We start from the raw sequence: 22,547 nt of genomic DNA on the forward strand, positions 1-22,547 counted from the left end.
CAGGCTATCTGGTGGCGGATACTGACAGGCATGGCATACGACGATCTCCGCTCCTTTCTGCGGGCCCTCGACCGCGAAGGCGACCTCAAGCGCATCAAGGCGGAGGTTGACCCCCACCTGGAGATCGGCGAGATCGTCGACCGGGTGCAGAAGGCCAAGGGCCCGGCGCTGCTCTTCGAGAACGTCAAGGGCTCCTCGATGCCGCTGGCGATGAACGTCTTCGGGACGGAGCGCCGCCTCGCCAAGTCCCTGGGCCTGAAGGGCCCGGAGGACATCTCCGAGAAGATCGCCGGCCTGCTCAAGCCCGAACTGCCGCAGGGCTTCACCGGGTTCCGGGACGCCTTCGGCAAGCTCGCCTCGATGGCCCACGTCCCGCCGCGCAACGTCAAGGACGCGCCGGTGCAGGAGGTCGTCCTCACCGGGGACGACGTGAACCTGGACGACCTGCCCGCGCTGTTCACCTGGCCGCTGGACGGCGGCTCCTTCTTCAACCTGGGCCTCACCCACACCAAGCACCCCGAGACCGGCATCCGCAACCTGGGCCTCTACCGGCTCCAGCGGCACGACCGCCGCACGATCGGCATGCACTGGCAGATCCACAAGGACAGCCGCAACCACTACGCCGTCGCCCAGAAGCGCGGCGAGCGCCTGCCCGTCGCGATCGCCTTCGGCTGCCCGCCGGCCGTCACCTACGCCGCCACCGCGCCGCTGCCCGGGGACATCGACGAGTACCTGTTCGCCGGGTTCATCGCGGGCGAGCGGGTGCGGATGGTCGACTGCAAGACCGTGCCGCTGCAGGTCCCCGCGGACGCGGAGGTGGTGATCGAGGGCTGGCTGGAGCCCGGCGAGATGCTCCCCGAGGGCCCGTTCGGCGACCACACCGGCTTCTACACGCCGCAGGAGCCGTTCCCCGCGCTGACGATCGACTGCGTGACGATGCGGCGCCGCCCGATCCTGCAGTCCATCGTGGTCGGCCGGCCGCCGACGGAGGACGGCCCGCTGGGCAAGTTCACCGAGCGGTTCTTCCTGCCCCTGCTCAAGATCATCATCCCGGACATCGTCGACTACGACCTGCCCGAGGCCGGGGGCTTCCACAACTGCGTGATCGTCTCGATCGACAAGAAGTACCCCAAGCACGCCCAGAAGACGATGCACGCCATCTGGGGTGCGCACATGATGTCGCTCACCAAACTGATCATCGTGGTGGACTCCGACTGCGACGTGCACGACTACCAGGAGGTCGCCTGGAGGGCCTTCGGGAACGTCGACTACAGCCGCGACCTCACCGTCGTCGAGGGCCCGGTCGACCACCTCGACCACGCCTCGTACCAGCAGTTCTGGGGCGGCAAGGCGGGCATCGACGCGACCCGCAAGCTCCCCGAGGAGGGGTACACCCGGGACGGGGGCTGGCCGGAGATGGTCTCCTCGGACCCCGAGACGGCCGCGCTGGTGTCGCGCCGCTGGAAGGAGTACGGGCTGTGAGCACGGCCGCTGTCGAAACCCCGGGGCGCACCAAGGCGTTCCTGCGCCTGGTGATGATCGAGCACTCGGTGTTCGCCCTGCCCTTCGCCTACATCGCGGCGCTGACGGCGATGTTCCTCGCGGACAGGCGGGTGCACTGGGGCCAGCTGTTCATCGTCACCGTGTGCATGGTCGGTCTGCGGACCTTCGCCATGGCGGCCAACCGGATCATCGACCGGGAGATCGACGCGCGGAACCCGCGGACGGCGGGGCGCGAACTCGTCACCGGCGCCGTCTCGTTGAGGACGGCGTACATCGGGTCCGCGGTCGCGCTGGTGGTCTTCCTCGGCGCGGCGGCGATGCTCAACCCGCTCTGCCTGGCGCTCGCGCCCGTGGCCGTGGTGCCGATGGTCGTCTACCCGTACGGGAAGCGGTTCACCAACTTCCCGCAGGCGATCCTCGGCCTGGCGCAGGCGATGGGCCCGGTCGGCGCCTGGCTCGCGGTGACCGGCAGCTGGTCCTGGGACGCGGTGGTGCTGGGCGCGGCGGTCGGCATCTGGATCGGCGGCTTCGACCTGATCTACGCCTGCCAGGACGTGGAGTCGGACCGCGAGCACGGGGTGCTCTCCGTCCCGGCCCGCTTCGGCGTGCCCGCGGCCATCCGGGGGGCGCGGGTCTGCCACCTCCTGACGACGCTGCTGCTGGTGTGGTTCGCCGTCCTGACCCACGCCGGGGTGGCCTTCTGGCTCGGCCTGGCCGTGGTCGCGGGCGCCTTCGTCTACGAGCACACCATCGTCCGGCCGAACGACCTCTCCAAGCTCAACCGGGCGTTCTTCCAGACGAACAGCTTTGTCGGCGTCTCGCTGTTCTTCTTCGCCCTGCTGGACCTGCTCGTCCGCGGTCTGGGCGTCTGACGCCACCGGCCGGGGTGAGGGACGGCTCTCCCGGCCGACACGACTGGCTGTTCGATTGCTGTGCGTGAGCGATCCAACGCATGATGTGACGCCCCGTCAGATTGAACCGTGTGCGAAAGGGCGTCCATGCACCCCTCCCTCAACCCTGCCGTCCTCGCCGGGCTCCGCCGGCCCCGGCCGTATCCGGCGGTGTCGATCCTGATGCCCACGCACCGGCGGGAGCCGGACAACGCGCAGGATCCGATCCGGCTGCGCAACCTGGTCGCCGAGGCGAAGGAACGGGTCCAGGCGGACCCGGCGGTCTCGCGGGCCGACCGGATCGACGTGCTGGAGCAACTGGACCGGGCCGTGGCCGAGGTCGACCTCGTGCACTGCGAGGACGGCCTGGCGGTCTTCGCCGCGCCCGGGGAGCACCAGGTCTGGATCTTCGACCGGACGGCCCCCGCCCGAGTGGTGCTGTCGGACACCTTCCTCACCAGGAACCTGGTGTCGGCCCAGGCCGCCCAGCCGCCGTCCTGGGTCCTGGCCGTCGCGGCCGACCGGGTGGTGCTGTGGAGCGCTGACCGGGAGCGGGCCGTCGAGGAGCACGGCCACGGCTTCCCGCTGGAGCGCGTCTACGACGAGCCCGACCCCGAGCGGCTGGAGCGTACGGGCGGTGCCCCGAGCACCTTCCGCGAGGAGGCGACCCGGACGTTCCTGCGCCAGGCCGACGCCGAGCTGGGCAAGGTGCTCGCCGCCGACCCCCGCCCGCTGTACGTGGTCGGCGAGGCCCCCGCGCTCGCCCTGCTGGACGCCGTCGGCACCATCGCCCAGAAGGCCACCGCCCAGATCCAGCACGGCGGCCTCGCCCAGGCCGGCGCCGAGGCCGTCCACCAGGTCGTCGCGCCCGCCGTCCGGGCCCACGCGGAGCGGCAGGTCGCCGACACCCTGGCCCGGCTCGACAAGGCCCGGGGGCGCCAGGAGTTCGTCGCCGGCCTGGACGAGGTCTGGCAGGCCGTCGGCACCGGCCGGATCGCGCTGCTGGTCGTGGAGGAGAACTACCGCCGCACCGTCCGCGACGACGGGGAGCACCTCGTGGACGCGGAGGCCGAGGAGCCGGGGGCGCGCGAGGACATCGTCGACGAGGTGATCGAGCGCGGCCTCGACACGGACGCCGAGATCGTCTTCGTCCCGGACGGCACCCTCGCCGACGCCCGGCGGATCGCCGCCGTGCTGCGGTACTGAGGAAACCGCGCCGCCGCCCGCCACGACCGGCGACCGGCGACCGGCGACCGGCAGTTCGAACTCGCGGCCCGCCGGGGGGAATTCCCCGGCGGGCCGCCTCGTTGCCCCGGAGCCCCCCGAACCCCGACCCCTGGGAGCATCGTGTCCGAAACCCCGCAGGCCACCACCACCCTTTCCGCCCTCCCGGCGCTGAGCGCTCAGGCCGAGCGCCTCGTCGAGCTGGGGGTGCACGAGACGGCGGGGCTCTCCGCCGCCGAACTCTGGGCCTTCGCCGAAGCCGCGGAAGGCGAGGGTGGGGCCGAGGGCGCCCTGCTGTGCGTCCACCCCGACCGGGCCCCCGCCTCCGCCCTGGCGCCGCTGCTGCGGGCCGACGGCAAGCCGGGCTTCGTCGTCGTCGACATGCCCGACGTCGACCTCTTCGCCCCCCTCGACACGGTCGCGGTGCCCGACGCCCCGCTCTACCTCCTCACCGGCCTCGACCGGGGCGACCACATGGCCAACTGGAGCCCGGACGAGGCCCTGCCCGCCCTCACGGCGGAGTCCCGGACGCCGCTGCTGCTCGCCGAGGGCGTCCACTGGGTGCTCCAGCAGCCCGGGGCACTGGAGCGCAACCACTGCTTCATGACCATCGGCTCCCGGCTGCGCAAGGCCAACGGCGCCCTGGACGCCCGCACTCCGGCCCTCTGGTTCAGCAACGGCACCGGCCGCGACGGCCGTGAGCGCCGCAACGCGCCCAAGGTCGGCTGGTGCTGGGCGGGCAACCGCCACACCTGGCTGGGCTTCGCCTCCGCGACGGGGCGCCGGGCCTCGTAGTCGCGAGGAGGGCCGACACTGCTCGATGGGGTTGCGGTTCGGCGCAGTTGAGGCCTCGCCGCGGGTGCGGATCAGGGAGCCGCGCAGACCTCCGGCGGCCGCCAGTCGTACGTCGGCGCCAGGCCGCTCAGCAGGAAGCGGGCGGGGAGGAGGCCCGCCAGGGTGAGGGCGGTGTCGCGGGCGAGGACGGCGGCGGGGCCGCGGAGGGCGACGAGGGCGCCGACGCGGTGGGAGCCGGAGACGATGCGGGTCGTCCGGGGGAGGCGGGCGGCGGTGTAGGCGGGGAGGGCGTCCTCCCGCGCCAGGCAGGCGGCGAGGACGACGGCGTCCTCGATCGCCTGGCAGGCACCCTGGCCCTGGAACGGGGACATCGCGTGGGCCGCGTCGCCCAGGAGTGCGACGCGGCCGCTGTGGTGGGCGGGCAGAGGGTCGGTGAGCGCCCAGACGTCGTGGCGCAGGATCCGCTCCGGCTCGGCCGCGCGGAACAGTTCGGGCAGCGGCGCGCACCAGCCGCCGTACAGGCGCAGCAGTTCGGCCTGCTCGTCGGCCGCGCGGGCGCCGGCGGGGGCGAGGGCGGCGCCGTAGGTGTAGACCCGGTCCCCGGCGAGCGGGATGACCCCGGCGAGGCGTCCTCGGCCCCAGACCTCGCCCGCAGCCGAGGGGCGGCGGCCGGGGGTGTGGACGACGGTGCGCCAGGTGGTGAAGCCGGAGTAGCGCGGCCCGGGGTGGTGGGGGAAGAGCGCGGCTCGGGTCGCGGAGCGGATGCCGTCGGCGGCGACGACCAGGCCGGCGGTGGTCTCGCCCTCGCCCGTACGGACGACCGCCGGCCGGCCGCCCTCGTCCCCGGGGGTGACGAGGGTGGCGGGGGAGCCGGTACGGACGGTGCCCGGCGGCAGGGCGTCGCCGAGGGCGTCGATGACCTCGGCCCGGGCGACGGCGGCGATCGGGTCCCCGAAGCGGTGCTCGACGGCGGCCGTGCCGGCGCGGGCGAGCCAGCGGCCGGAGGGGCGGCGGAGCCCGAAGGCGGGGTGGGGCGTGGCGAGGGCGCGCAGGCGGGGGCCGACGCCGAGGCGGTCGAGGGCGCGCAGGGCGTTGGGGGCGAGGGTGAGCCCGGCGCCGACGGGTTCGAGGGAGGCGGCGCGTTCGTGGACGGTCACGGGGACGCCCCGGCGGTGGAGGGCGAGGGCGGCGGTGAGGCCGCCGATTCCGCCGCCGATGACGATCGCGCGGTCGATGTTCTCGTGGTTCACGGCAAGCTCCTCACTACAGCTGTAGTTTCGATGCCCGCTCACCGTACTACACCTGTAGTTACTTGGGGGCGGCCCGGGGAACCGGCCATGATCGGACGCATGACACCGCCGCCCCCGACCCCGCCCCGGGCCACACCCCCGCCCTCGCGCCCGACCCTGATCGCCGACGCCGCCATCGCCTTGGTCGCCGAGCGCGGCCTGCGCGGCCTCACCCACCGGGCCGTGGACGAGGCCGCCGGCCTGCCCACCGGCTCGACCTCCAACCTCGCCCGGACCAGGGCCGCCCTGCTCGAACTCGCGCTCGTCCGGATCGCCGAGCGGGAGTCCGCCGAGTTCGTCGACCCGGCCCTGCGGGGCTCGCCGCGCGCCGCGCTCGCCGAGGTCGCCGCCGAGGGCCTGCACCGGGCGGTGACCACCGGCCGGGCGCTCACCGTCGTGCGCATCGAACTCGCCCTGGAGGCCGCCCGCCGGCCCGAACTGCGAGAGGTCTACGACCGGTTGGGCGCCCGCTTCCACGAGGCCGCGACCTTCCTGCTCGCCGGCTGCGGCTCGCCCGAGCCCGCCGCGGACGCCCGTCGCCTGATCCGCTGGTGCGACGGGGTGCTGTTCAACGCGGTGGTCGGCAGCGGCCACGGGCACCCGCCGACGGCCGCCGAACTACGGGCGGAGGTGTCGCACTACCTGGGCGTGCTGCTCGGCCCGGAGACCTGAGCGGCGGGCGATGTCGAGATCCCGCCCCCGGCCCCGTCCCCGTGGTGGACGGCGCCGGACGGGCGGCCGGTGCTGCTGGCGGAGCAGAACCGGGCCCGCTGGGACGGCCTGCTGATCAGGCGCGGCTTCGACGCGTTCCAGCGCGCGGGCACGGGCCCGTACTCGGTGCAGGCCGCGATCGCCGCCTGCCACGCGAAGGCGCGGCGGTACGAGGACACCGACTGGGGGACCATCGCCGCGCTGTACGAGCGGCTGCTGGTGCTGACGCCCTCCCCGGTGGTGGCGCTGAACCGGGCGGTGGCCGTCTCGATGGCCCGGGGCCCGGCGGCGGCGCTGGAGCTGGTGGACGAGCTGGCGGCGGAGCCGGCCCTGCGCGGCTACCACCTGCTGCCGAGCGTGCGGGGCGACCTGCTGTTCCGGCTGGGGCGGGCGGCGGAGGCCCGGGCGGAGTTCGAGCGGGCGGCGGAGCTGACCTCGAACGAGCGGGAGCGAGAGCTGCTGCGCGAGCGGGCCGCCGGGTTGTCCGGGTTGTAGCGCCCCCGGGCGCCGCGCGAGAAGTCGGTTCCGCCGACTTTCCGCGCCTGGCAGGCTGCCGCACATGGTGATCACCGAACCCTCGCCGGACGGAATCGTTCTGGCCGTCCGCCCCGATCTGACGGACGCCGAGCTCAACGGGCTGTTCGCGGCCTCCTGGCCGGACCACCGGCCGACCGCCTTCGCACCGCTGCTGGCGCGGAGCCTGTTGTGGGTCGGGGCGCGGCGGGGGGGGCGGCTGGTCGGGTACGTCAACGTCCTCGGCGACGGCGGGCTGCACGCGTTCGTGCTCGACACGACCGTGCATCCGGACGAGCGGCGCCGGGGCCTCGGGGTGCGGCTGGTGACGGCGGCCGCCGGGGAGGCGCGGGCGCGCGGGGCCGAGTGGCTGCACGTGGACTACGAGCCGCACCTGGAGTCCTTCTACGGGCGGTGCGGCTTCCGCTCCACGGCCGCCGGGCTGCTGCGGCTCACGCCGTAGCGAGCTCCAGGGCCGGGCGGACCTTGGTGAGCAGCAGGTCGAGGAACTGGTCGGGGTGGCGGAACCCCGCGAAGTGGCTGGCGTCGCGGATCAGGGCGAACTCCTTGACCGGCGCCGTCACGTCCTCGACGAGGCGGCGCGCGGGCTCCGGCGGGGTGAGGACGTCGGCGTCGCCCTGGAAGACGAAGAACGGGATCCGGAACTCCGTCCCCTCGGCCCGCTCGTCGACGTCCGCCGCCTGGAGCTGGAGCCCCAGCGAGGCGTGCATGGCCTTCATGTACGACCGCAGGCCGCGCAGGGTGTGCAGGGGCGAGAACCAGAGGCCGCGCACGACGACGGTCTTCATGGTGTCGAAGGAGAGCGGGTCGGTGGTGATGAGCAGCTTGTTGAACTCGTCGGCCTGCGCGGTGGTCCTGGCCGTCCGGTCGGAGCCCATCGCCAGGACGGCGGCCAGCTGCTTCTTCCTGCCCGCCGCGCGCAGCCGCGCCACCAGGGCGTCGTAGGCGGTGCGGTTCCGGCCGCCCTCGATCACGTTCTGGTCGGTGCCGACGTAGGCGGAGAACAGCTCCGGGTGGCGGCGGGCGAGTCGCAGGCCGGTGACGGTTCCGAAGGAGTTGGCGACGAGCAGCACCTTCTCGACGCCGAGGCGCTCCCGGGCGTGCCGGACGACCTCCAGGGCGTCGCGCTCCAGCTGGTCGAGGGTCAACTCGCCCTGCGCCTCGGGGGCGTTGGCGAAGGTGAAGCCGGCGCCGCGCATGTCCCAGCGGACGATCGTGAAGTGCCGCTCCCAGGCCCGGGTGCGCGGGAGGTGGATCAGGTGGGAGGCGCCGGGCCCGCCGTGGATCTCGACGATCACCGGGTTGCGGCGGTCCTCGCCGCGGACGGAGACCCAGACGTCGAGGCCGTTGATCCGGACGAAGCCGGACTCGTCGATCCCCTGCGGGGTGGTGATCCTCAGCTGCTCGGCGAACCGGGCGCGCTTGAGCTGCCGGTAGCCGAGGAGGCCGGCGGCGGGAGCGGTGAGGACGGCGGCGGTGGCGATGGAGAGGGTGGCGAGCATGAGTGTATCCCCCAAACTGTTTAGTGCATCAGCAGTTCCGATGTGTTTAAGGTATACACAGTTCTGGGGCGCGTCAACGGGTGGCGCCGCGAAAGACGGAGAAGGGGAGCCGAGGATGGCCAAGGAGAAGCCGCGCGACCTGCGCGCGGGCATCGCGCTGCTGTGGGGCGAGCAGGAGCAGCCGACCCGCGGCCCCAAACCGAGCCTCACCCCGCGGCGGATCGCCGCGAGCGCGGTGGCGATCGCCGACGCCGAGGGGCTGGAGGCGGTCTCGATGAGCAAGGTGGCCGCGGGGTTCGGGGTGTCCGCGATGGCGCTCTACCGCTACGTCCCGGGCAAGGCCGAACTCGTCGAGCTGATGGTCGAGGAGGTGCTCGCCGCGGTGCCGGACCTGACGGCGGCCGGCGACGGCTGGCGGGAGCGGACGATCGCCTGGGCCCGTGCCTCCGAGGCCGTCAACCGCGCCCACCCCTGGCTGCTGACGGCGACCGCCATGCGCCGTCAGCTCATGGGCCCGCACCAGATCGGCTGGCTCGACGCGGCGCTCGTCGCCCTGGAGCCCACCGGCCTCGGCGCCGTCGAGCGGCACCGGATCTTCGTGCTGGTCGCCGGGCTGGTGCGCACGATCACGCAGCAGCAGGCGGACTTCGACGAGGAGCACAGCCGCGAGTGGGGCCGCCTCACGGGCGAGGTGCTCGAGCGGCACGCGGACCGGTTCCCGGGCTTCACCCGGGCCGTCGCGGGCGGCGCCTTCGGGCCGGACCCGGTCGATCCGCTGGAGTTCGGCCTCGGGTGCATCCTCGACGGGGTCCAGCTGCTCATCGATCAGGCGCTCACCGGTCAGGGGCTCACCGGTCAGGCGCTCACCGGCCAGGCGCTCATCGACCAGGGGTGAGGCCTGCCTCCCGCTCCCGCCAGGCCCGCTCCCACGCCCGGGTCAGCGCGGGGTAGACGACCACGTACCGGAACGGCGCGATGAACGCCATGTAGAGCCGCCCGAACAGGCCGTTGGGCTTGACCAGTACGGCCATCCGCAGCTCGTACCCTCCTTCCGGCGTCGGCACCCAGCCGAGGTGCATCACGGCGTGGCAGGTCCGGTTGGCGATCTCCCGGGCGAGCTCGTCCGGCAGCTCGTACATCGAGGTGAACGGGCTCTCGGCAGGCAACTCGACGGCCGTCGCGGCGAGTTCGGCCGGCAGTCGCTCGCGCAGCGGGCGGGCGCGGGTGCCCGGGCCCCGGTCGCGGTCCCAGCCGAACAGGGCGCCGAGCTTCCAGCGCGCGGCGAACAGGAGGCGCGTCGGCAGGTTCCGCCGGGCGAAGCCGCCGGTGCGCATCGCGGCGAGCATCTCCGGGAAGTCGTCCGGCCCGGCGCCGGGGGTGCGGAAGGACCAGACGTCCTCCACCTGGAAGTCCCGGGTGAACTCGTGGATGCGCCACGGCTGTCGGGTGTGCGCGCTGCGGGGGAGCTGCATGGTCGGCCTCGCCTCTCCTGCTCGTTATACGCTGGCGTACAACAGAGGCTAGACCGATGTATACGGCCCCGTATATTCGACGGGCGAGTGAGGTGGAGCACATCGTGGGCGCAGCACGCACCCCGCGTGACCGGTGGGTGGAGGAGGGGCTGACCGTCCTCGCCGACTCCGGCCCGGACGCCGTCCGCGTCGAGGCGCTCGCCAAGCGCCTCGGCGTCACCAAGGGCGGGTTCTACGGCCACTTCGCCGACCGCGACGCCCTGTTGACGGCCATGCTCGACGCCTGGGAGCGCGAGGCCATCGACGAAGTGCTCGCCCGGATCGAACGCGAGGGCGGCGACCCGAGGACCACCGTCCTGCGCGCCCGCGAACTCACCTTCTCCAGCGACCGGCTGCTCCCGCTGGACCTCGCCGTGCGCAACTGGGCCCGCCGGGACGCGGCGGTCGCCGAACGGCTCCGCCAGGTCGACAACCGCCGCTTCTCCGTGCTGCGCGGCATCCTCGCCGCCCACTGCCCCGACCCCGCCGAGGTCGAGGCCCGCTGCCTCCTGCTCTACTGCCTCGCCATCGGCCACCACTCGCTGCCCGCCGACCACGAGGGCTTCACCCGCGCCGAAGTCCTCGCCAAGGCGGCCGAGTTGATCCTCGAACCCCTGCCCGGCAGGCCCTAGAACCGATCTGCGTGGTCCCCCGCCCAGCTGCGGAAGTCGCGCGCCGGGCGGCCGGTGACGGCCGGGACGGTGTCGACGACGGCCTCCGGGTCGCCGATGCGCGCGTGGAGGTGGTCGAGCGCGCCCTCGACGATCGCGGGCGGCCAGCCGGCGGCCAGCATCCGCGCCCCGGCCTCCTCGCGCGGGATCTCCTCCCAGCGGACCGGCCGCCCCGTCGCCTCGCCGATGAGCCGGACCTGCTCCGCCTGGGTGAGCGGCCCCGGCCCGGTGAGGACGTACCGGGCGCCGGCGTGCCCCTCCCCGGTCAGCGCGCGGACGGCGACCGCCGCGATGTCCCGCTCGTCCACCGGGTTCAGCGCGGCCTGCCCGCCGAAGCCCCGCACGACGCCGCGGGAGCGGATCTCCTCCGCCCAGCGCAGCGCGTTGGCCGCGAAGCCGTACGGGCGCAGCGCGGTGTGCGCCACCCCGCTGAGGTCGAGCAGCGCCTCGACCTCACCCTCCGGCCGGCCGGGTGACCGCGGACCGGCCCCGGGGACGTCCTGGACGGCCGCCGAGGAGAGGAAGACCACCCGCCCGACCTCCGAGGCCAGCGCCTTCACCGCCTCCGCGGCGCCCTCGGGCGGCAACGGCCAGACCAGGAAGGCCGCGTCGGCCCCGCGCGCCGCCTCCCGCAGGGTCTCCGGGCGGCGCAGGTCGCCCCGGACGAACCCCGGCCGCCGGGCCCGCCCGTCATCCCTGGTCAGGGCCCGCACCCGGACCCCGGCGGCCGCGAGCTGCGCCGCCACCTCGCTCCCGACCACCCCGGAGGCTCCCGTCACCAGCACCGTGGACACCTCGTCAGTTCGCTTCGTCGTCATGCCTCCGACCATAGGAGCGTGCGGCCCGGCGGCCCATGCGCCCGGGTCTCTCCTTCCTGCGCGATCGTCTACGGTCGGACGGGTGGACGTGCTGAGCGACGTGATCGCGACATTGCGGACGGGGGAGCCGCGCTCGGCCCGGGTGGCCTGGCGGGCGCCCTGGGGGCAGCGGTTCCCGGACGCGCCGGGGGCGGGCTTCCAGGTGGTCCTGCGCGGCGACTGCTGGCTGCTGCCGCAGGCGGGGGAGCCGCTGCGACTGGCCACCGGGGACGTGCTGTTCCTCCCGCGCGGCGGCGGGCACGCGCTCGCCGACGACCCCGGCCGCCCGGTCGCCGAACCGCGCTGCGAGGAGCCGGACGGACCGGCGCGCCCGGAGCTCGCCTCGGACACCGTCACCCTCTGCGGCGCGTACCAGCTCGACCCGCTGCACGCCCACCCGCTGCTCGCCGACGTCCCCGACGTGCTGCACCTGCCGGCCGGCGACGGGCGGCATCCGGAGCTGCGGGCGGCGGTCGGGCTCCTCGCCGGGGAACTGGAGTACCCCCGCCCGGGGGCGGCGGCCGTCGTCCCGGCGTTGCTGGACATGCTGCTGCTGTTCGTCCTGCGCGCCTGGTCGCAGCAGGGCCCGGCCGACGGGGCGGGGCGCGGCTGGGCCGTCGCGCTCGCCGATCCCGCGCTGGCCCGCGCCCTCCAGGCCGTGCACGCCGAACCGGGCCGGGCCTGGACGGTCGAGGCGCTCGCCGCCGAGGCCCGGCTCTCCCGCGCGGCCTTCGCCCGCCGGTTCACCGCCGTGGTCGGGCGGACGCCGCTCGCGTACGTCACCTGGTGGCGGATGGCGCTGGCCGCGCGCCTGCTGCGCGACTCCGAACTCCCGCTGGGCGTACTGGCCTCCCGGGTCGGGTACGCCTCGGAGTTCGCCTTCTCGCACGCGTTCAAGCGCCGGCACGGCGTGGCCCCCGGGCGGTACCGCAACGCGCTGCGCCGAGGCGCGGACCTCGCCGACGCGCAGTCCGGATAAGCCGGTGCGCGCGCCCTCCCGCGGTGCCAGACTCCGACCCGTACGCCGCACCCCCCGGAGGAGAGCCGTGATCGGCAAGCTGCAGTGCCTGGTGATCGACTGCCCCGAGCCGGCCGTGCTCGCCCGCTTCTACGCCGCCCTGCTCGGCGGCGAGGTGGACCGTCCGGACCGCCGCTGGTCGCTCGGCGAGGACTGGTCGACCCTGCACCTCGACGGCGGCGCGGTGCTCTGCTTCCAGGGCGTCGCCGACCACCGGCCGCCGCGCTGGCCCTCGGCCGAGCACCCGCAGCAGGCCCATCTGGACGTCGACGTGGCCGACCTCGACGAGGCCGAGCGCCAGGTGCTCGCCCTGGGGGCCGTGCGCCTGCACGACGCCGGGGCGTGGAGGATCTACGCGGACCTCGCGGGCCACCCCTTCTGCCTGATCAGGGGCTGACGCCCCCCCGAGGCGGTGCGGGCTCAGCCCCGCAGCAGCTCCATCTCGACCTCCCGGTGCGTCCCGCCCCCGGGCACCGGCAGCCGCAGCCCGGTCGGCGCGAACCCCGCCTTCGCGTACGCGGCCTGGGCGCGCGGGTTGTCCTCGTGGACGAACAGCCGCACCCGCGTCACCGCCGGATCGTCCAGCGACCAGGACCACTGGGCCGCCGCCCGCACCAGCTCCCGGATGAGCCCGGTGCCCCGCGCCTCGGGCCGGACGAACACCCCGACGAGGTGGATCTGCGGCTCCTCGATCACATCGCCTTCGAGGGCGCCCTCCCCGCCGGGCAGCTCGACCAGCGCGGTGACGGTGCCGAGCCAGCGCCCGTCCGCGGCCTCGGCGACGAACTGCCGGGCCCCGGGCGCCCCTTCGGCGGCGTTGGCTGCGCGGGCCCGCCAGAACTCGTCGGGCCTGGCGGAGGCCTGCTCGTGGGTGTCGAGGAAGGCGACGGCGGCGGCCGGGTCGCGCAGCGCGTCCAGGCGGATCCGCCGGACCTGCTCCCAGTCCTCGGCCCTGATCTCTCTGATGATCGTGCTCATCACACGATGATTCCATCGGCCCAGGTGAGGGCCGCAAGGGGATTTCCCGGACGCCCTACGAGATCTTCCGGATCTGCCGCACCGCGAGCAGCACCAGCAGCGCCGTCAGGGCCAGGAAGACGCCCGACTCGATCGCCTGGAGGGGCCAGAACCGGTCGGCGGGCTGGAACTCCATCACGTTGGTGTAGGGCCCGGGGCCCAGGCTGTTCCCGGCGATGTTCCGGCCGCAGTCGGCCGCGCCCGGGCTGCCGGGCGGCGGGCAGCCGAGGATGCCGTCGTTCAGCACCGTCTCCCCGGCGGAGTTGCGCACGGTCTGGGCGAACACCCAGTCCCCGGCCTGCCGGTTGGGGAACAGGCCGCCGTCCGCCGCGTACTCCACCGTCCTCGTCGCCATGGCGTTCGGCCGCACCAGCAGTTCGACCAGGGCGCGCACCACGGCGAACGCGGCCAGCGAGATCCCCATCGCCGGGAGCACCTTGCGGCTCACCGTGCCCGCGTAGACGCCCAGCGCCAGGGCGAACAGCGTGTACGCGACCGGCACGACGCCCTGCACGTCGAAGAGCATGTACTCGAGCCGCCCCGGCCCCGCGTTCGTCAGCGGTTCGAGCCACCAGGCCACGCCGAGCGCGTAGACCACCGCCAGCAGCACCGAACCGCCGCCCACCAGGCCGAGCTTGGTCAGCACCCAGTGCCGCCGGCTGACCCCCTGCGTCCACACCATCCGGTGGGTGCCGTTCTCCACCTCGCGGGAGACCAGCGGCGCGCCGAAGAACAGCCCCATCAGCACGGGCAGCAGCAGGAACAGGATGGCGGCGTAGAGCAGCCCGCCGTACTTGTTGTCGAAGCGACGGGTGAGCTGCTCGCAGCCGCCGCCGTCCGGCGCCAGGGTGGTGTGGCCGAGTCTGCCGAGGCAGTCGGCGAGCCCGAGGTCGTGGTAGGTGCCACGCATCGCGAGGCCGGTGGGCAGCATCACCGCGGCCAGGACGGCGAGGGTGACGAGCGCCCAGAGGAACTGCTTGCGGTGCTGGCGCCAGATCAGCCAGGTCATGCGGCCACCTCCGTGGGGAGCCGGTCGGCGCCGGCGCCGAGGTAGGCGAGGACGAGGTCTTCGAGGGTGATCGGGTGGACGGCCCAGACGTCCTCGTCCACCGGGCCGTCGGTGCGCACCAGCAGCGTGGACTGCCGGTCGGTGTGCCCGGCCTGGACGACGGAGGCCACGCCCCGGATCGGCCCGGGGTCGATCCGGGGGCCGACGATCCTGGCGTGCTCGGCCAGCAACTCATCTGCCGGGCCCACGAGTTGGACGTGCGAGCGGTTGAGCACCAGCAGGTGGTCGCAGGCCCGCTCCAGATCGACGAGCAGGTGCGAGGAGAGCAGCACGGTGGTGCCGAACTCGGCGACGGCGCCCATCAGTTCCTGCATGAACGCGTGCCGCGCCAGCGGGTCGAGCGCGGCCACCGGCTCGTCCAGGAGCAGCAGCCGGGGCTGCTTGGCGAGGGCCAATGCCAGGGCCACCTGGGCGCGTTGGCCTCCGGAGAGCCTGCCCACCGGCCGGTCCAGCGGGATGTCGAGCCGGGCGAGCCGGTCCCGCGCGGTGGCCGCCTCCCAGCGGCGGTTGAGCTTGCCGCCCATGGTGATCAGGTCGGCGCCGGTGAAGTCCCGGTAGAGCGGGGTGTCCTGGGCGACGAAGCCGAGGTCGGCCATCACCTCGGCCCCCTCCCTCGGGTCCCGCCCGAACAGCCGCACCTGCCCGGCGTCCGGCCGCAGCAGCCCGACCGCCAGGTGCAGCAGCGTGGACTTGCCCGCCCCGTTCGGGCCGACCAGCGCGGCGATGCAGCCCGCCGGGAGGTCGAACGAACAGTCCTGGAGCGCCCAGGACTTGCCGTACCTCTTCCCCAGTCCTTGCGCCTGCAAGGCGAATTCCGTCATGTCTTCCCCCAATTGAGCGTGGCTCGCATCGTGGTGTCGATCAGCGCGGCGATGTCCTCGTGCGTCAGCCCGGCGGCCTCGGCCCTGCCCAGCCAGGCCACCAGGTCCTCGCGCAGCTCGGCCTGGTTGGCCAGCGCGGGCCCGGCCAGGGTGCCGACCAGGAAGGTCCCCACCCCCGGCCGGCCCTCGGCCAGGCCCTCCAACTCCAGTTCCCGGTACGCCTTCAGGACGGTGTTGGGGTTGATCGCCAAGGCACGCGCGACTTCGCGCACCTTCGGCAGCTGGTCGCCGGGCTCGGCCAGCCCGACCCGCAGCGCCTGCTTCACCTGCAGCACGAGCTGCATGTAGGTGGCCACCCTGGAGCGGCCGTCGAGGACGAACTCGATCACTTCCTGTTCTCCTGTCTTACGACAGTAAGACAGCATGGGCGCAGATAGGTCAAGTCGTCAATCGGAAACGGCTGTTGAGCAGTGGGACGAAACGGACGATCAGCTCAGGACGAGCCGGTCACCGAGGCGCAGCCGGCCCGGCGCGGCCACCTCGGCGAGCGCGTCCAGCCGCCCGTCGTGGGCGTGCACGATCGCCTTGAGGATCTCCGGCGCGTGCGGCAGCCCCGGCTGCGGCGCGGCGGTCATCGCGCAGCGCTCGCTGGAGCGGATGAACGCCAGCCGGGCCGCGCCCGGCCCCTCGCCGTGCGCCTCCCGGCCGAACCACTCGTCCTCGACGAACGGCGGCGTGCCCGGCGGGGTGCGCAGCACGATGTTCGGACGGAACCGCCGCTCGTCCACGGCGGTGAACGGCGCGGCCTCGCGGATCCAGTCCAGGGTGGCGGTGCTGAGCACGCTCACCGGCAGGTCGTCGAAGTGCGAGACGCCGTCCTCGCGGGCGAGTTCGACGTCCGGGCGCTGGAGGTACGCGCGCAGGAAGGCCGTCGGGTCGGAGACCGGGCGGCCGAGCGGGTCGAACAGCTCCGGGCCGTCGATCCGGCGGCCGAGGCGGGCGGACAGGCGCAGCAGGCCGTCCATCCGGCGGAAGCGCCGCGGGCTGCTCTTGCCCGAGCCGAGCCGGCCGGCCGCGTCGCGGACGGCGTAGAGGCGGTCGCCGGCGAGGCCGCGCACGTCCACCTCGACGGAGTCGAGCCGCTCGCCGCCGGTGGATTTCACGGGGTAGCGCCAGAGTCGCTCGATCACTCCGATGATCTCAGCCATGGCCGGAAAGCCTAGCGGCGGCTCCCGGGGATGGTCTAGACCAAGTGCACGGGCCCGCGAACGGCCCGGGGAAAGGCTTCGTCCGCGGCCTCAGCCCAGCCGCGCCACCGCCCGCACAGGAGCCCCGTCCGCCGCCACCAGCCTCAGCGGGAACAGCGACACCTCCACCGGGCGCCCCGCCTCCTGCGCCTCCAGCAGCAGCCGCAGGTCGGTCAGGTTCTCCGCGATCACCCCGCCGCCCGGCGCCCCCAGCAGCACCCGGTGCGCGGCGAGCGTCGGCTCCTCGGAGGCGGGCCGGTCGCGCTCGTCGTGCTCGTCGGTCAGGTCCGCCAGCAGCGCGGCCACCGCGGGGTCGTCCGGCCCCGGTGGCGGCGTGGGGTCGACGCTCAGCGCGTCCACCCCGACCGTGCGCACCCCGGCGGCCACGATCGCCTCGGCGGCCTCCGGGGCCAGGCTCGGGTGGGCGAGGTAGGTGTCGGTGCCCCAGTGCCGGGCCCAGCCCGTGGCCAGCAGCAGGACGGACCCCTCCCCGCAGCGCTCCAGGGCGGGCGCCAGCGCCTCGGCGGTGACGACCGCCCGGGGCTCCAGCCCCCGCAGGTCCGCCACCACGGCCGGCCCGGCGAACCGCTCCAGCGGCAGCCCGTCCAGCGTCGGCCAGGTGACGTCCACGTGGTACGGCGCGTCCACGTGCGTCCCGGACTGCGACCCGAGGTGCAGGGCCAGCACGTTCACCCCGGCGGTGGCGGTGGTGAGCGCGGGCGCCAGCACCACGGCAGGGTCGCCGGGGTACACGGGCATCGCGGTGGTCACCTGGTGCGTGAGGTCGACGAGGGTCGCTGCCATGCCCCCCATCCTCCCAGGGGCGGGCCCCGCGCGGACCGTCTCGGCGACCTCCGCCGCCCGCGCCCCTTCCGCCCCCGCCCACCCCGGGGCGGATCTCCCAGGTGGCGCACCCCGCCCCGCGCGTGAGGCCCGACAGAATTGCCCCATGGGAACAACGAAGCGTCAGCCGTGGGTGGTCGGGGTCTCGGGCGCGTCGGGGACGCCGTACGCCGCGTCGGTGATCCGCGCGCTGCTCGCCGCCGGGGAGGCGGTGGACCTGATCGTCAGCCGCGCCGCCCGGCTCACCATCCTCGACGAGACGGGCATCTCCTTCCGCGACGCCCACTGGCGCGCCGACCTCGCCGCCTGGCTCGGCACGGAGGACGGGCTCGACGACGTCCGCTACTGGCCCGCCGGGGACTTCGCGGCCGGCCCGTCCAGCGGCTCGTACCCCGCCAAGGGCATGCTCGTCGTCCCCGCGACCACCGGCGCCGTCGCCGGGATCGCGCTCGGTCTGAGCAAGGACCTGCTCCAGCGCGTGGCCAGCGTCACCCTCAAGGAGCGCCGTCCCCTGGTCGTGTGCGTGCGCGAGACACCACTCAACGGGGTGACGTTGAAGCACCTGGTGGAGCTCGACGCGCAGGGCGCCGTCGTGCTCCCCGCCTCGCCCGGGTTCTACGCCGGCGGCTCCACCGTCCGCGAGCTGGTCGACTTCGTCGCCGGAAGGGTCCTGGACGCCGTCGACGTGCCCCATTCCCTGTACCTGCGCTGGGAGGGGGAGTTGGGCGCGGCGGCCCGTAAACCCGCCGCCGGGGAGGCCTCACCGGCTGAGGGGGAGTAAGGAGACCGAGGGCGGGAGAGTATCTTCTCTGCGATATCCGGGTCGGTCAGCGCGAAGCGCCTTTGAATCCGGATAATGATCTGTGGGTCTGGTGAGGTTCGGAAGGACGCGGACGGTATATGGACACGGTGGACAGACAGCTCATCCAGGCGCTCCGGGAGAACGGCCGGGCGTCCTACGCCGAGCTGGGCCGACTGGTCGGCCTCTCCGGGCCGAGCGTCACGGACCGCATCAACCGCCTGGAGCAGGCCGGTGTGATCACCGGCTACCGCGCGACGGTCAACCCGGCCTCGCTCGGTTTCGGAGTGACGGCCCTGATCGGCCTTCAGCTCACGGACGCCGCCGACCACGAGGACGTGGCGTTCCGGCTGAAGGACCTCAACGAGGTCGAGGACTGCTGGTTCATCGCCGGCGACGACTCGTACATGCTCAAGGTCCGGGTGGCCGACGTGGCCGGCCTGGAGTCGGTGGTGAAGCGGATCTCGGGCACGAAGGGCGTAGCCCGCACCCGCACCACCGTCGTACTCTCCACGAAGTGGGAGAACCGCGTGAGTGAGCTGCCCCCGGTAGGAGAGTGACGACGATGGCCCTGGTCGGTCTGGAGGAGCTGCGCGCCGCCCGGCAGCGCATCTCGGGTGTGGTGGTCCGCACCCCGCTGGTCCCCGCCCCCTGGGCGGCGGACGGCGAGCGGCGGCTCTGGCTCAAGCCGGAGAACCTCCAGCCGACCGGGGCCTTCAAGACCCGGGGCGCGTACAACCGCCTGGCGGCGCTCACCGCTGAGGAGCGCGCCCGGGGCGTGGTCGCCCAGTCGAGCGGCAACCACGCGCAGGCCGTGGCGTACGCGGCGCAGCTGCTCGGGATCAAGGCCGTGATCGTGATGCCGGACACCTCCCCGGCCGTGAAGGTCGACGCGACGCGCTCCTTCGGCGCCGAGGTGATCCTCGTCGCCCCGGCCGAGCGGGACACCCTGCCCGGCGAGCTGGCCGGGAAGCACGGCTACGTCTGGGTGCCCCCGTACGACGATCCGTTCATCATCGCCGGCCAGGGCACGGTCGGCCTGGAGATCGCCGAGGACGCCCCGGCCGAGCTGGACACCGTCCTGGTGCCCGTCAGCGGCGGCGGCCTGATCGGCGGCACGGCCGCCGCGCTCAAGCTCACCCGCCCGGGAATCCGGGTGATCGGCGTGGAGCCCGAGCTGGCCGCCGACGCCCAGGCGAGCCTGCGCTCCGGCCGCCGCGTGGAGTGGCCGGCCGCCGACACCTACCGCACCATCGCGGACGGGCTGCGCACCCCCTCGGTCGGCGTGCTGCCGTACGAGCACCTCACCGCCTACGTGGACGACGTGGTCACCGTCACCGAGGACGAGATCCGCGCCACCGTCGCCCTGCTGGCCCGCCGCGGTCGGCTGGTCGCGGAGCCCTCCGGCGCCGTCGCCCCGGCGGCGTACTTCCACCGGGCCGCCGAGACCGGCGGACAGGTGGTGGCGGCCGTGGTCAGCGGCGGCAACATCGAGCCCGCACTGCTCGCCGAGCTGCTGTCCGCATAGGCGTAACCTCGTCTCCGGCAAGGAATCGAAAGTCGGAGGAGGCGGAGCACCGCATGGACGCAGGGCTGAAGCGCGAGCTGGAGGCGAAGGTCTACGCGGGTGAGCGGCTGACCCGCGAGGACGGGATCGCGCTCTACGAGAGCGACGACCTGGCCTGGCTGGGCGGTCTGGCCCACCACGTGCGGACGGTGAAGAACGGCGACGTCGTCCACTTCAACGTCAACCGCCACCTCAACATGACCAACGTGTGCAGCGCGTCCTGCGCGTACTGCTCGTTCCAGCGCAAGCCGGGCGAGAAGGACGCGTACACGATGCGCATCGAGGAGGCCGTCCGCCTCGCCAAGGCGATGGAGAGCGAGTCCCTCACCGAGCTGCACATCGTCAACGGCCTGCACCCGACCCTGCCCTGGCGCTACTACCCGCGCTCCCTGCGCGAGCTGAAGGCCGCCCTGCCGAACGTCTCGCTCAAGGCCTTCACCGCCACCGAGATCCACTGGTTCGAGAAGATCAGCGGCCTGCCCGCCGACGAGATCCTCGACGAGCTGATGGACGCCGGCCTGGAGTCGCTCACCGGCGGCGGCGCGGAGATCTTCGACTGGGAGGTCCGCCAGCACATCGTCGACCACGACACCCACTGGGAGGACTGGTCGCGCATCCACCGCCTGGCGCACTCCAAGGGCCTCAAGACCCCGGCCACCATGCTGTACGGCCACATCGAGGAGCCCCGCCACCGGGTGGACCACGTGCTGCGGCTGCGCGAGCTGCAGGACGAGACCGGCGGCTTCCAGGTCTTCATCCCGCTGCGCTACCAGCACGACTTCCACGACTCCAAGGACGGCGTCGTGCGCAACCGGCTGATGGCCCGCACGGAGATGGCCACCGGCGCCGAGGCGCTCAAGACCTTCGCCGTCTCCCGCCTGCTGTTCGACAACGTCCCGCACGTCAAGGTCTTCTGGGTGATGCACGGCGTCACCACCGCGCAGCTGGCGCTCAGCCACGGCGCGGACGACATGGACGGCTCGGTGGTCGAGTACAAGATCACCCACGACGCGGACAACTTCGGCACCCCGAACAAGCTCGGCCGCGACGACCTGCTCGGCCTGATCCGCGACGCCGGCTTCCGCCCGGTCGAGCGCAACACCCGTTACGAGATCATCCGCGAGTACGACGGCCCGGACCTGACGCGCCGCGAGACCCCGCAGGCCATGCGCCTCTGACCCCACCGCGAAGCCCCCGTCACCCGCGCCGGCCCCCGGCCCGGGTGACGGTCTTCACGGCCTCCGCACGCCGCCCGGGTTTACCAACGGGTACGCCGTTTGGCAGGATCAGGTTCATGTCCGGTCCTCACAGCGCCACCACGTACCCGCCGTACGACCCGGTGCCCGAGCCGGTGTACGAGGTGCCGCAGCAGCAGGAGTACTACTCCTACGGCGAGTACCAGGCCTACGGGCAGTCCTACGAGCAGCCCTTCGGACCGTCCTACCAGCAGACCCCTGACGGGTACTTCGAGGCGTACGACCAGCCCTTCCAGGCACACCCGGTGCACGAGCAGTACGAACCGTACGAGCGGTACGAACCGTACGAGGCCCACCTGCCCGGCGAGGCGTACGAGCCCGAACCGCTGTACGCCCCGGAACCGGACGCCTTCGAACCGGACGCCCACGACCCCGGGCCGGACCCGGTGGTCACGCTCGCGCCCGAGCCCGCCGCCCCCGGCGGCTCCCGCGCCGCCGCCCGCGGGCACCGCCGCAAGGCGAAGAAGAAGCGCCAGGGCAAGGCCGTGATGGCCGGCACCGCCCTGCTCGTCGCGGCCGCCGCCGGCTGGTACACCGTCGGCCAGGACGACGCCCGCCCCGGCCTCGCCGCCGCCGGAGGCCCTGCCCAGGACTCCACCAGCCGCCCCGACCGGGCGACCCCCGAACCCGCCGCCGTCCAGGCCGCCGACGCCCGGCAGGCCCAGCCCGCCGCCGCCGGCCGCAGCCAGACCAGGGCCGACGCCTCGGTGGCCGCGATACCCGGCCTCGGCCCGGCCTTCAGCGCGAAGATCCCGGCCGGGACGAACCAGGTGCTGGTCGCCACCGGGCAGGACAAGAACACCGACAAGAACTCCGTGGTCCTGTGGACCCGCACCCCCGAGGGCCGCTGGCTGGCCGGCGAGACCTGGCAGGGCCACAACGGCAAGAACGGCTGGACGGCCGACCACAACCAGGGCGACCTGCGCAGCCCGATCGGCGTCTTCTCCCTCACCGACGCGGGCGGGCGCCTGGACAACCCGGGCAGCAAGGTCCCGTACGACAAGGACCCGAGCTTCGTGGTCTCCGGCACCGGCTTCTTCGGCGACCAGCTGGCCGGCTCCTTCGACTACGTGATCGCGATCAACTACAACCGGGTGGCCGGCAGCTCCCCGCTCGACATGCGCCGCCCGATGGGCGCGTCCAAGGGCGGCGGCATATGGCTGCACGTCGACCACGACGGCCCCACCCACGGCTGCGTCTCGATACCCGAGGACAAGATGGCCCAGCTGATCCGCACCCTGGACCCCGCCGCACACCCCGTGATCGTGATGGGCGACACCGTCTCACTGGCCGCCTGACCTCGGAGAAGGCCCCCGCCGAAGGCCCCGGAAGCCGTGCGGGACAAGGCCCCTTGTGGGTCTCCTACAGTTCGCAGCCGATGATCCTGTGCCGGTCACGCCCATCTGACCAGCGGGTAACCCGG

25 protein-coding genes and 1 pseudogene are annotated in these 22,547 nt (G+C 73.7%); 16 read left to right on the top strand and 10 right to left on the bottom strand.

Annotated elements, in window-relative coordinates:
- Positions 1–30 precede the first annotated feature (30 nt).
- From ACIRRS_RS14515 to ACIRRS_RS14530, 4 genes are all read left to right on the top strand, one after another.
- Positions 31–1,482: a menaquinone biosynthesis decarboxylase gene (locus ACIRRS_RS14515; protein WP_402969875.1), complete on the top strand. Its 1,452-nt coding sequence runs from the start codon at positions 31–33 to the stop codon at positions 1,480–1,482.
- Positions 1,479–2,375 (top strand): menaquinone biosynthesis prenyltransferase MqnP, encoded by an 897-nt coding sequence (gene mqnP, locus ACIRRS_RS14520; protein WP_402969878.1) that lies wholly within the window; start codon positions 1,479–1,481, stop codon positions 2,373–2,375. Before ACIRRS_RS14515 ends, mqnP begins: the two co-directional genes overlap by 4 nt.
- A gap of 126 nt (positions 2,376–2,501) precedes the next feature.
- Complete coding sequence (locus tag ACIRRS_RS14525; protein WP_402969880.1) at positions 2,502–3,599, top strand: chemotaxis protein; 1,098 nt, start codon at positions 2,502–2,504, stop codon at positions 3,597–3,599.
- A 141-nt stretch (positions 3,600–3,740) separates the two neighbouring features.
- Positions 3,741–4,412, top strand: coding sequence for a DUF5701 family protein (locus tag ACIRRS_RS14530; protein ID WP_402969883.1), 672 nt, complete (start codon positions 3,741–3,743; stop codon positions 4,410–4,412).
- A gap of 71 nt (positions 4,413–4,483) precedes the next feature.
- Here the strand turns inward: ACIRRS_RS14530 and ACIRRS_RS14535 are convergent, their stop codons facing one another.
- Positions 4,484–5,662: an FAD-dependent monooxygenase gene (locus tag ACIRRS_RS14535; protein ID WP_402969886.1), complete on the bottom strand. Its 1,179-nt coding sequence runs from the start codon at positions 5,660–5,662 to the stop codon at positions 4,484–4,486.
- Positions 5,663–5,761: 99 nt separating this feature from the next.
- Here ACIRRS_RS14535 and ACIRRS_RS14540 point away from each other — a divergent pair, with 99 nt between their 5' ends.
- The 3 genes and pseudogenes from ACIRRS_RS14540 (at position 5,762) to ACIRRS_RS14550 (ending at position 7,388) form a co-directional block, all read left to right on the top strand.
- Entirely contained in the window at positions 5,762–6,373 is a 612-nt protein-coding gene (locus ACIRRS_RS14540) for a TetR/AcrR family transcriptional regulator (RefSeq protein ID WP_402969889.1), read from the top strand.
- A gap of 39 nt (positions 6,374–6,412) precedes the next feature.
- Positions 6,413–6,907 (top strand): annotated as a pseudogene (locus ACIRRS_RS14545) (RNA polymerase subunit sigma-24); the annotation flags it as partial.
- Positions 6,908–6,971: 64 nt separating this feature from the next.
- Positions 6,972–7,388 carry a GNAT family N-acetyltransferase gene (locus ACIRRS_RS14550; protein WP_402969892.1) on the top strand — a complete coding sequence of 139 codons (417 nt, stop codon included), beginning with the start codon at positions 6,972–6,974 and terminating at the stop codon, positions 7,386–7,388.
- Here ACIRRS_RS14550 and ACIRRS_RS14555 read toward each other — a convergent pair.
- Positions 7,378–8,448 carry an alpha/beta fold hydrolase gene (locus tag ACIRRS_RS14555; protein ID WP_402969895.1) on the bottom strand — a complete coding sequence of 357 codons (1,071 nt, stop codon included), beginning with the start codon at positions 8,446–8,448 and terminating at the stop codon, positions 7,378–7,380. The two genes, ACIRRS_RS14550 and ACIRRS_RS14555, sit on opposite strands and share 11 nt — an antisense overlap.
- 115 nt (positions 8,449–8,563) lie before the next feature.
- On the opposite strand from ACIRRS_RS14555, the gene ACIRRS_RS14560 reads away from it, so the two are divergent.
- Positions 8,564–9,343, top strand: a complete 780-nt coding sequence (locus ACIRRS_RS14560) for a TetR/AcrR family transcriptional regulator (protein WP_402969898.1) — start codon at positions 8,564–8,566, stop codon at positions 9,341–9,343.
- On the opposite strand, the gene ACIRRS_RS14565 is transcribed toward ACIRRS_RS14560, so the two are convergent.
- On the bottom strand, positions 9,327–9,920 hold the full coding sequence (locus ACIRRS_RS14565; protein ID WP_402969901.1) for a DUF2867 domain-containing protein: 594 nt from the start codon (positions 9,918–9,920) through the stop codon (positions 9,327–9,329). The two genes, ACIRRS_RS14560 and ACIRRS_RS14565, sit on opposite strands and share 17 nt — an antisense overlap.
- Positions 9,921–10,024: 104 nt before the next feature.
- Between ACIRRS_RS14565 and ACIRRS_RS14570 the strand changes: the two genes are divergently transcribed.
- Complete coding sequence (locus ACIRRS_RS14570; protein ID WP_402969904.1) at positions 10,025–10,591, top strand: TetR/AcrR family transcriptional regulator; 567 nt, start codon at positions 10,025–10,027, stop codon at positions 10,589–10,591.
- Here ACIRRS_RS14570 and ACIRRS_RS14575 read toward each other — a convergent pair.
- Positions 10,588–11,448 carry an NAD(P)H-binding protein gene (locus ACIRRS_RS14575; RefSeq protein WP_402969907.1) on the bottom strand — a complete coding sequence of 287 codons (861 nt, stop codon included), beginning with the start codon at positions 11,446–11,448 and terminating at the stop codon, positions 10,588–10,590. The two genes, ACIRRS_RS14570 and ACIRRS_RS14575, sit on opposite strands and share 4 nt — an antisense overlap.
- Before the next feature lie 82 nt (positions 11,449–11,530).
- On the opposite strand from ACIRRS_RS14575, the gene ACIRRS_RS14580 reads away from it, so the two are divergent.
- Entirely contained in the window at positions 11,531–12,466 is a 936-nt protein-coding gene (locus ACIRRS_RS14580; RefSeq protein WP_402969910.1) for an AraC family transcriptional regulator, read from the top strand.
- A 67-nt stretch (positions 12,467–12,533) separates the two neighbouring features.
- Entirely contained in the window at positions 12,534–12,902 is a 369-nt protein-coding gene (locus ACIRRS_RS14585; RefSeq protein ID WP_402969912.1) for a VOC family protein, read from the top strand.
- Positions 12,903–12,925: 23 nt separating this feature from the next.
- Here the strand turns inward: ACIRRS_RS14585 and ACIRRS_RS14590 are convergent, their stop codons facing one another.
- The 6 genes from ACIRRS_RS14590 to ACIRRS_RS14615 all read right to left on the bottom strand — a co-directional run bounded on the left by ACIRRS_RS14590 (position 12,926) and on the right by ACIRRS_RS14615 (position 17,463).
- Positions 12,926–13,483 carry a GNAT family N-acetyltransferase gene (locus tag ACIRRS_RS14590; protein ID WP_402969915.1) on the bottom strand — a complete coding sequence of 186 codons (558 nt, stop codon included), beginning with the start codon at positions 13,481–13,483 and terminating at the stop codon, positions 12,926–12,928.
- A 55-nt stretch (positions 13,484–13,538) separates the two neighbouring features.
- Positions 13,539–14,531 carry an ABC transporter permease gene (locus tag ACIRRS_RS14595; protein WP_402969917.1) on the bottom strand — a complete coding sequence of 331 codons (993 nt, stop codon included), beginning with the start codon at positions 14,529–14,531 and terminating at the stop codon, positions 13,539–13,541.
- Positions 14,528–15,412: an ABC transporter ATP-binding protein gene (locus tag ACIRRS_RS14600; RefSeq protein WP_402969920.1), complete on the bottom strand. Its 885-nt coding sequence runs from the start codon at positions 15,410–15,412 to the stop codon at positions 14,528–14,530. The genes ACIRRS_RS14595 and ACIRRS_RS14600 overlap by 4 nt, the downstream gene beginning before the upstream one ends.
- Positions 15,409–15,801 carry a GntR family transcriptional regulator gene (locus ACIRRS_RS14605; RefSeq protein WP_402969922.1) on the bottom strand — a complete coding sequence of 131 codons (393 nt, stop codon included), beginning with the start codon at positions 15,799–15,801 and terminating at the stop codon, positions 15,409–15,411. The genes ACIRRS_RS14600 and ACIRRS_RS14605 overlap by 4 nt, the downstream gene beginning before the upstream one ends.
- A 99-nt stretch (positions 15,802–15,900) precedes the next feature.
- Entirely contained in the window at positions 15,901–16,620 is a 720-nt protein-coding gene (locus ACIRRS_RS14610; protein ID WP_402969925.1) for an MOSC domain-containing protein, read from the bottom strand.
- 90 nt (positions 16,621–16,710) lie between these two features.
- Positions 16,711–17,463, bottom strand: coding sequence for a cyclase family protein (locus ACIRRS_RS14615; protein WP_402969927.1), 753 nt, complete (start codon positions 17,461–17,463; stop codon positions 16,711–16,713).
- A 145-nt stretch (positions 17,464–17,608) separates the two neighbouring features.
- Here ACIRRS_RS14615 and ACIRRS_RS14620 point away from each other — a divergent pair, with 145 nt between their 5' ends.
- From ACIRRS_RS14620 to ACIRRS_RS14640, 5 genes are all read left to right on the top strand, one after another.
- Complete coding sequence (locus ACIRRS_RS14620; protein ID WP_402969930.1) at positions 17,609–18,283, top strand: UbiX family flavin prenyltransferase; 675 nt, start codon at positions 17,609–17,611, stop codon at positions 18,281–18,283.
- A gap of 119 nt (positions 18,284–18,402) precedes the next feature.
- Positions 18,403–18,861, top strand: coding sequence for an Lrp/AsnC family transcriptional regulator (locus ACIRRS_RS14625; RefSeq protein WP_030055719.1), 459 nt, complete (start codon positions 18,403–18,405; stop codon positions 18,859–18,861).
- A gap of 5 nt (positions 18,862–18,866) precedes the next feature.
- Positions 18,867–19,829 carry a threonine/serine dehydratase gene (locus tag ACIRRS_RS14630; RefSeq protein WP_402969933.1) on the top strand — a complete coding sequence of 321 codons (963 nt, stop codon included), beginning with the start codon at positions 18,867–18,869 and terminating at the stop codon, positions 19,827–19,829.
- A 53-nt stretch (positions 19,830–19,882) separates the two neighbouring features.
- Complete coding sequence (gene mqnE, locus ACIRRS_RS14635) at positions 19,883–21,046, top strand: aminofutalosine synthase MqnE (protein WP_402969936.1); 1,164 nt, start codon at positions 19,883–19,885, stop codon at positions 21,044–21,046.
- A 116-nt stretch (positions 21,047–21,162) separates the two neighbouring features.
- Positions 21,163–22,422: a L,D-transpeptidase family protein gene (locus ACIRRS_RS14640; protein ID WP_402969939.1), complete on the top strand. Its 1,260-nt coding sequence runs from the start codon at positions 21,163–21,165 to the stop codon at positions 22,420–22,422.
- The last annotated feature ends 125 nt before the right edge of the window (positions 22,423–22,547 follow it).

The organism is Kitasatospora sp. NPDC101183 (assembly GCF_044767945.1).
In the GTDB taxonomy this organism is placed as follows: Bacteria; Actinomycetota; Actinomycetes; order Streptomycetales; family Streptomycetaceae; genus Kitasatospora.